This is a genomic window from Methylobacterium sp. WL18 (assembly GCF_008040015.1).
Taxonomy (GTDB): Bacteria; Pseudomonadota; Alphaproteobacteria; order Rhizobiales; family Beijerinckiaceae; genus Methylobacterium; species Methylobacterium mesophilicum.
In genome coordinates this window covers 1-7748 of the sequence record NZ_VRVD01000201.1, presented here as the reverse complement: position 1 = coordinate 7748, position 7748 = coordinate 1, and the positions used below count along the sequence as shown (strand labels likewise).

At 68.6% G+C, this 7748-nt stretch carries 8 protein-coding genes; 2 read left to right on the top strand and 6 right to left on the bottom strand.

Translation table 11 applies throughout. The features are described from left to right. On the bottom strand, positions 1 to 790 hold a 790-nt coding region (locus FV228_RS15335), incomplete at its 3' end, for a VIT domain-containing protein (RefSeq protein WP_281406499.1). A gap of 367 nt (positions 791 to 1157) precedes the next feature. On the opposite strand from FV228_RS15335, the gene FV228_RS15330 reads away from it, so the two are divergent. Further along, positions 1158 to 2210 carry an isocitrate lyase/phosphoenolpyruvate mutase family protein gene (locus tag FV228_RS15330; RefSeq protein WP_210247802.1) on the top strand — a complete coding sequence of 351 codons (1053 nt, stop codon included), beginning with the start codon at positions 1158 to 1160 and terminating at the stop codon, positions 2208 to 2210. Positions 2211 to 2815: 605 nt separating this feature from the next. Continuing rightward, complete coding sequence (locus FV228_RS15325; RefSeq protein ID WP_147855410.1) at positions 2816 to 3178, top strand: transposase; 363 nt, start codon at positions 2816 to 2818, stop codon at positions 3176 to 3178. Between the two features lie 53 nt (positions 3179 to 3231). On the opposite strand, the gene FV228_RS15320 is transcribed toward FV228_RS15325, so the two are convergent. The 5 genes from FV228_RS15320 to urtB form a co-directional block, all read right to left on the bottom strand. Next, entirely contained in the window at positions 3232 to 4194 is a 963-nt protein-coding gene (locus tag FV228_RS15320; protein ID WP_147855409.1) for an acetamidase/formamidase family protein, read from the bottom strand. Between the two features lie 20 nt (positions 4195 to 4214). Further along, positions 4215 to 4922 carry an urea ABC transporter ATP-binding subunit UrtE gene (gene urtE, locus FV228_RS15315; RefSeq protein ID WP_147855408.1) on the bottom strand — a complete coding sequence of 236 codons (708 nt, stop codon included), beginning with the start codon at positions 4920 to 4922 and terminating at the stop codon, positions 4215 to 4217. Next, on the bottom strand, positions 4919 to 5629 hold the full coding sequence (locus FV228_RS15310) for an ATP-binding cassette domain-containing protein (protein ID WP_147855407.1): 711 nt from the start codon (positions 5627 to 5629) through the stop codon (positions 4919 to 4921). Before FV228_RS15310 ends, urtE begins: the two co-directional genes overlap by 4 nt. Then, complete coding sequence (gene urtC, locus FV228_RS15305) at positions 5626 to 6726, bottom strand: urea ABC transporter permease subunit UrtC (protein ID WP_187277765.1); 1101 nt, start codon at positions 6724 to 6726, stop codon at positions 5626 to 5628. Before urtC ends, FV228_RS15310 begins: the two co-directional genes overlap by 4 nt. Further along, positions 6723 to 7748: urea ABC transporter permease subunit UrtB (gene urtB / locus FV228_RS15300; RefSeq protein WP_147855406.1), on the bottom strand; the 1026-nt coding region annotated here is incomplete at its 5' end. The genes urtC and urtB, both read right to left, overlap by 4 nt.

Genomic DNA, 7748 nt, shown 5'->3' with positions numbered 1-7748 from the left:
TCACGCGGATCGCGTGGGTCGCGCTGCGGACGGCGCCGACGGCGAAGCCCGCCCTGAGGCGCACCGTGACGGCGACCGGGTTGGTCGGGCGGGAGACCGACGGGTCGAGCACCGGCGGACTGATCCGGAGGCGATCCGGAACCGGGTCGCGGGCCGCCTGGGCCACGCCGTCGAGGGAGACCGCTTCCACCGAGGCGGGGGTGGGGTTGTAGCGGGGCGCGACCACCAGGGGCAGTCGCAGCATCCGCGTCTCGCCGGAGACGGGGATCGTCTGCTGATAGGTGATCTGGACCAGCACAGTCTCGCCGGGGCCGATGTTGGCGACCGCGTTGGTGAAGATGTTGGGCCGCTCCTGCGCGGTCAGGGCTGCCGACTGCCCGGCCGCCTTCGCGGCCTCGTAGGCGCGCTTGGCCGCCGCCCGCTCGCGGATGTCGGCGACGATCACGCGGGAGCCGACGACGAGCTTCATGCCATCCACGGCCGCGTCCTCCGGCAGGGGATACACGTAGGTGCCCTCGACCCAGTCCGTACTGATGTTGCGGAAGGCCTGGGTGACGACCGCCCGGGCAGTCGGGCCGCTGACATCGACGCTGATGTCGGTCGCGAGGTGAACGGCCTCGGCCGGCGCACTCCTGGCCGCCCCGCGCAGCGTCAGGCCGCCCCGGGTCGGCGCCGGCGACGCGTGCGCCGAGGCGAGCATGACGAGGAGCGCGAGCAGCGTGAGGAAGAGCGGCGACAGCGCAGCGCTGCGGGGGAACTCGACCGCGGATCGTGGAGCGAAGTACGGCATCGGGGAAACCTCCTGCGCCGGCGGATCGGAGCCGGCTCGCCGCTGAAGCTCCCGCGCCCGCCCCTCTGCCACCACGAGAAACTTCGTCCTTTCCCAGGTCGGAACCGCACCCGCCCTCCGCGCCCGGGCGGATCTGTGCGGGGCCGGTGCGGCGCTGTACGCCGCTCAGCGGTCTTCGACGGACCTCGCCGTGGCATACGCGCAATCTGCGTCTGCGTTATGCTCAACCTGAGTATGATCGATCGACGACGCAGGCCGAAATTTTGGCATCCTGCGGCCTGAGACCGGGCCGCCCTGGCGGTGGATCTCGTCCTGCTGGGGTGTCATCGATTAGGCAACTCAAAGGGCCGAAGGGCGCCAAGTCCTGATGCAAATCAATCCGATCCACGGCGTCATCGAGATCGGCCACATCCTTTGGGGGCCGGCGCTCGCGCGGACGCGGCGGCGCGGTTCGGTTTCACCTTCGCAGGCATCTTTCGCCCCCTCATGGTGGAGACGGGGAGAACCGGGACACGGCTTGGTGCTCGATCATCAGCCCCGAATGGCCCAGGATCGCGGCCGCGTTGACCGCTGGGGTCGCGACCTCGAACTTCGACGAGGCTGGCCAGCAGCGGCGTCGACTGGAAGATTGTCGGGCCTGATGCTGATAGAACAAGCGATGGCTACCACGGCAGAGAAGCGGACCGCTTTTCGCAGTCTTCACGAAAGCGGCTTCTTCCTCCTGCCCAATGCCTGGGACTGCGGCGGCACGGTTCGGCTCGCCAAGCTCGGCTTCAAAGCCATCGCCTCGACGAGTGCGGGTGCGGCCTGGGCCGCCGGCAAGCAGGATGGGGAACTCGGCCTGGAGGCTATCCTCGACCACCTGAGGATGCTTGTTGCCAGCACCCAATTGCCGGTCAACGCAGATTTTGAGAACGGCTTCGCCGACCGTCCGGAGGTCGTTGCGCAGAACGTCGCTTTGGCAGTCGACACGGGTGTGGCCGCCCTGTCGATCGAGGATTGGTCCGGAACCGCGATGTACGAGACGGATCAAGCCGTCGAACGGATCGCTGCCGCACGCAGTGCCATCGACGCCATCGATCCCACGGTGATGCTCATTGGTCGAAACGAGAACTTCCGTGTCCCCGACCTGTCGGTCAGTGCCAGCATCGCTCGGGCCGTCGCCTATGCGGAGGCCGGCGCCGACTGCCTCTTCGTGCCACTTATCCTCGATCACAGTGCTGTCGCGGAACTTGTCGCGGCCGTTGCCCCGAAGCCGGTCAACGTCGTGGTGCACCAGTACGACGAGGGCATCCGGATGTTTGCCGAACTCGGGGTTCGTCGTTGCAGCGTGGGTGGAAGCCTCGCCCGAAAGACCTGGGCGGCCTTCGATGCCGCCGCACAGACCTTGAGGCGCTACGACGTGGGCGACGGATCCTGAAGGTCAACGCGTAGGTCCATTGGTACATCCACCCCAGCGCGGAACATGTGGTCAGACCGAGCCAGAGCGTCTGTCATGCTAGATGTTTGGTCTCGCCATTCACGGACCTCGCTCGCAAGGTCGTGACCGCCTTGCGGTGATTGACTTGACCGCGAGCACTGTGGTCCGCGTGCCCTGCGGCTATCGAAAGCAGACCTTTTCGGGTCCGCCGAGGTTTCGATGAGGACCACCTTATCGTCCGCTTCGCTGTGTTGCCGGCCCAAAGCGGACCAGCGGAACCCCACCCAACTGAGACATTCACCCGGGCGATCCGCAGCGGCAGATGCTGGCCGAAAGCAGAACGGCTGCTGTAGAGCGCCTGGAATCAACAACCGGACATGCCGCAGCCGCAGCGCAAATCCAGGCGCTTACAAAAAATGTCCGCAGTCCCGTGCGAAGCAAAACACAGAGCTGAACGCTGGCTGCGCGAGGCGGTGTCCGCCACGCGGGTTCGCTGATGCTGGCACATGTAAAAATTTCGGAACCGAGGCGTCAAAGCCGGTCCGCTTCTTGCTCCTCCTGCGCTCGCTGGATGCACTCATGGCTGCCGAATCCGGAGATTCTGCATGCGTCGATCCCTGCATACAGATCAGGAAATTGCTTTCCTGCTGGACGAGGCCGCGCGGGGCATCCCCATCGCCGACATCTGCGCGAGCGCCCATGTCTCGCTCGGCACCTTCTATCGCTGGCGTCGTCGGCTCGGCGGGCTGATGCCTGCGGGCCTGGTCCGGCTCGATCAGGTCGAGCGGGAGAATGCCGGCCTCCGGGCCGAGGTGCAGCGACTCCGCGCTGCCCTGCTCATGCAGCCGTTCCGCGCGGAGCCGACGCAACCGACCCCGACGGAGCGCGTGGCCCTGCATCAAGGCCCGCGCCACCGCGGCGCCCACGCCTGTGTCGGCCGGTTTGCCTTCGTTCGAAGCGCGAACTGAACGCCGGAATCCCGTAGTCAGGGTCGGCGTGTCGCGGTCCGGTGTTTCCAGCCTCAGACCAATCCGGACGGCGCCGACTCGAGGGCCGATTTGGGCATCATCATGTGCACGCCCTTGTTGCCGTCGACAGTCTGGGTGATCCGCAGGTTCCCGGCGAGCGAGCAAAGCATATAGGCCTGGTTGCGGGTGAGGCGCGTACGCGCGCAGACGAGGCGGACCATCTCCCGCACGGCTTGGCGCATGGCCTCGTCGAGGCTCTCGTGCAGGCCGATCGACATCAGGTCGGCGGGCGTCTCGGCGAAGGGCCACGCGCCCGGAAGGTCCTTGCGCACAGTGAGCCGGAAGGTGCCGCTCAGCCCCGTCTCCAGGGCGGTGATGCAGACCTCGCCGTCGCCCTGCACGCCGTGGCCGTCGCCCGCGTAGAAGCCGCCGCCGGGGTTGAACACCGGGAGGTAGAGGCTCGTACCGACCCGCATCTCCTTGTTATCCATGTTGCCGCCGAACGCGCGGGGCACCGGCGTCCCGACCCGACCCCAGGCGGCAGGTGGGGCGGTCCCCATGATGCCGAAGAACGGGTCGAGGGGCAGTTCCGTGCCCCAGGGCAGGCGGCAAACACCGCGCGCCGTGTCGATGTCGGCGTGGACTGTCTCGTAGTCGGTGAACTCGTCCGGCAAGGTGCCGAGCAGCGGCAGGATCGCCACGAAGCCCCAGTCGAGGCGGAACTTCAGGTCGAGGATGTCGATCTGCAGCATGTCTCCGGGCTCGGCGCCCTGCACGTGGACCGGGCCGGTGACGAAGTGCGGGCCGGGGCCGCGCTCCAGCGTGTCGAGGGCGTGCAGCAGGTCTGGCGGCACGCGGGCCGGGTCGGGGTGGAGCGACTCACGTCCACCCGCCGGATGCGAGTGCAGCGTAACGGTGTCGCCCGAGGCGACCGTCAGCACGGGCGGCAAGGCGGCGTCGAAGTAGCCGAGCACCATCGTTTCGGGCGTGGCGGGGATCTCGTGATGGGCGGACACGGCGTCTCCTGGGTTGTCCGTCAGATGGCGATGTGACGGGTAAGGATCTCGTGGTTCAGCGTGGCGGGGTCGCCGCGCACGACGACGCTACCCCGGGACAACACCACCACGGCGTCGCCGACCCGAAGGGCGAAATCGAGATACTGCTCCACGAGCAGCACGGTGATCCGCCCTTTGAGCCCGGCGATCACCGCCTCGATGGCGGCGACGATCGAGGGCTGGATGCCTTCCGTCGGCTCGTCGAGCAGCAAGGCGCGGGGCCGTGTGGCGAGCGCTCGGGCAATGGCGAGCTGTTGTTGCTGGCCACCCGATAGGTTGCCCCCCGGACGGTGCCAGAGGTCGCGAAGCGCCGGGAACAGGGTGACCGCCTCGTCCACCGCGTCGGTCCGCCCGAGGCCGTGGGCCCGGGCCGCGACCCGCAGGTTCTCGGCGACGGTCAGGTCGGGGAAGATCTCGCGCCCCTGCGGCACGTAGGCGAGGCCTGTCCGGGCGCGCCGGTCCGAGGACAGGCGCGTCAGTTCGGTCCCGTCGAGGGCGATCCGGCCTTGGCTCGCCGGGATCAGGCCGGTGAGGCAGCGCAGAAGCGTGGTCTTGCCGGCGCCGTTGCGGCCGAGAACGGCAAGGCAGCGCCCCGGCTCGACCGCGAAGCCGATCTCGCGCAGCACCTGCGCGCTGCCGTAATGCTGATTGAGCCCCTCGACGGCGAGGCGTGCGGGTGCATGCGTCATCGGCCGAGAAAGACCTCGATCACGCGGGCATCGCCGCGGGCACCCTGCATGCTGCCCTCGTAGAGCGTGCGGCCCTCGTGCAGCACCGTCACCCGGTCGGCGATGGCCTCGACGAAGGCCATGTCGTGCTCGATCACCAGGATCGCGCGGTCCGGCCGGCGCAGGTCCCGGATCAGCGCGGCGGTCTGGGCCGTCTCGGCGTCGGAGAGGCCGGCCACGGGCTCGTCGAGGAGGAGGAGCGCGGGCTCGGCGGCGAGCACCATGCCGATTTCCAACCACTGCTTCTCGCCATGCGCGAGGGCGCCGGCCTGCACGGCGGCCCGTGGGGCAAGGCCGATCTCGTCGAGAACGGCGGCCACGCGGGCGACGCGGGCGCGCGCCTTCAAGGCGGGTCCGCAGCCCATCTCGATGTTCTCGCGTACGGTGAGTGCCGGGAAGACGCTGGGCTTCTGGAACTTCCGCCGCACGCCGGCCCGGGCGATCTCGGCCTCCGAGCACTTCGTGAGGTCGATAGAATCGCCCAGCATCACCCGGCCGGAAACCGGTTTGGTGATCCCGGAAATCACATCGAGCAACGTGGTTTTGCCAGCGCCGTTCGGGCCGATCACAGCCCGCACCTCGCCCTGATCGACCGCGAGCGAGACGGCGTCGAGCGCCGTGAAGCGGCCGAAGGCGACGGTCAGGGCGTCGACCACGAGTGCGCTCATCGCCCCCTCCGCAACCAAATCGGGCGCGGTCGCAGGGCCGCCAGGTCGAGGAGGCCGTTCGGCAGGACCAACACCACGAGGAGGACCAGCCCGGACAGGATGAAGGGCCACGCTTCCGGCATCGCTGCGCTGAGCCAGAACTTCAGGCCGTTGACGAGAACGGCGCCGATCACCGCCCCGCCGAGCCGCCCCAGCCCGCCAATCGCCACCCAGACGGCGATCTCGATGGAAAGGTCGGGGGCCAGAACGCGCGGGTTGATGATGCCGACCTGCGGCACGTACAGGATGCCCGCGAGCGCGGCGATCATGGCTGAGAGGCACCAGATCCCGAGCTTCAGCCGCGTGGTGCTGTAACCGAGGGTGCGCAGGCGGATCTCGTCGTCTCGGCAGGCGAGCATTCGCCGCCCGACGGCGCCGCCGACGAGAAGCCGCGTTCCGGCGAGCACCGCCGCCAGCGTCAGGAGGGCGGCGACGGCCAGCCCGGTGCCCACGCGCGGCGAGCCCATCGGCCAGCCGAACAGCAGCGGGAACCCGGTCATGCCGTTGTTGCCGCCGAGCCCGGTATCGTTGCGGTACATCAACAGCATCGCGACGTAGACGAGAGCTTGGCTGATGATCGAGAAGTAGACGCCGTTGACCCGCGAGCGGAACGAGGCAAGCCCGAATACGAAGGCGACGAGGCCGGCGAGCGCAAGGGCGAGGACGAACGCGTAGGCGGCGAGGTCGAGGCCCGCCCAATAGGTCGGCAGGGTCTTCCAGCCCATGAACTGCACGAAGTCCGGCAGGACGCCGGTCACGGATGCGCCGTGGGCCAGCAGGTGCATGGCGCAGACGTAGCCGCCGATGGCGAAGAACAACCCATGCCCAAGGCTCAGGATGCCGAGATAGCCCCAGACCAGGTCGAGGGACACGGCGAGGATCGCGAAGGCGGCGAGTTGGCCCAGAGCGTTGACGAGATACGGGGTGGGGGGCGCTGCGAGGAGCGCTGCGGCGGCCACGAGGCAGAGGACCACAAGCCCGGCCACCAGGGGATCGCGTACGGCGCGCGGCGCCGGTCCGGCGGGGCGCGCCCGGATGGTCTGCATCGCGCCGCTCATCGCCGCCGCCGGACGGCGAACAGGCCCTCGGGCCGTCGCTGCAGGAACAGGATGATGCCGACGAGCACGATCACCTTGGCGGCGACCGCACCGGAAATCGGTTCGATCAGCACGTTGGCGCCGCCGACCGCGACTGCCGCCACGAGGGTCCCGATGAGGCTTCCGACGCCGCCCAGCACCACGACCATGAAGCTGTCGACGATGAAGCCCGAACCCATACCGGGATTGACGCTGTAGATCGGGCAGAGTGCCACTCCGGCGAGCCCAGCCAGGCCCGAGCCGAGGCCGAAGGCAAGGCGGTCGATCCGGCGGGTCGGCAGGCCGAGGCAGGCGGCCATGTCGCGGTTCTGTGTCACGGCGCGGATGTCGAGCCCGAGCGGCGTGCGGCGCAGGATCAGCAGCGTCAGAAAGAGGGTGGCCCCCGCAAAGCCGATCGCGAAGAGCCGGTTCCAGGTCATGACGAAGTCGGCGTAGACCGGCACGCCACCGCTGACGTAGGCGGGCATCGAAAACTGAAGGTTCTGCGTGCCGACGGTGACGCGCACGAGGTTGACCAGAAACAGGCTCACCGCCCAGGTTGCGAGCAGGCTCATCAGCGGTCGCCGGTAGAGGTGGCGTAGGACCAGCGCCTCGACGCCGATGCCCACCAGGGCGACCGCCAGGAAAGCCATCGGGATCGCCGCCACGAGGTAGAGGTCAAGCAGTCCCGGGACAAACCGGCGGAAGGCCTCCTGAACGCCATAAGTGGTGTAGGCACCGAGCATGATGAACTCGCCCTGGGCGAGATTGATCACGCCCATGAGCCCGAAGATGATGGCGAGCCCGGCCGCCGCCATGAACAGGATGCTTGCGAAGCTCAGCCCGTTGTAGACGATTGCGAGACCGTCGCCGATCGCGACCGCGCGCCGGACCTGGGCCAGACCCGCATCGAGGGCGACCCGGAAGGCCGGGTCGGCACGGTAGGCAGGGTCGCTCTTCAAAGCCTCAAGCCGCGCCGCGGCAGCCCCGGACGGGCTCGCGGC

Coding starts and splice junctions, on each gene's coding strand:
- FV228_RS15330 (WP_210247802.1), top strand. CDS start 1,158: ATGCAAATCAATCCGATCCACGGCGTCATCGAGATCGGCCACATCCTT.
- FV228_RS15325 (WP_147855410.1), top strand. CDS start 2,816: ATGCGTCGATCCCTGCATACAGATCAGGAAATTGCTTTCCTGCTGGAC.
- urtE (WP_147855408.1), bottom strand. CDS start 4,922: ATGACGCATGCACCCGCACGCCTCGCCGTCGAGGGGCTCAATCAGCAT.
- FV228_RS15310 (WP_147855407.1), bottom strand. CDS start 5,629: ATGAGCGCACTCGTGGTCGACGCCCTGACCGTCGCCTTCGGCCGCTTC.
- urtC (WP_187277765.1), bottom strand. CDS start 6,726: ATGAGCGGCGCGATGCAGACCATCCGGGCGCGCCCCGCCGGACCGGCG.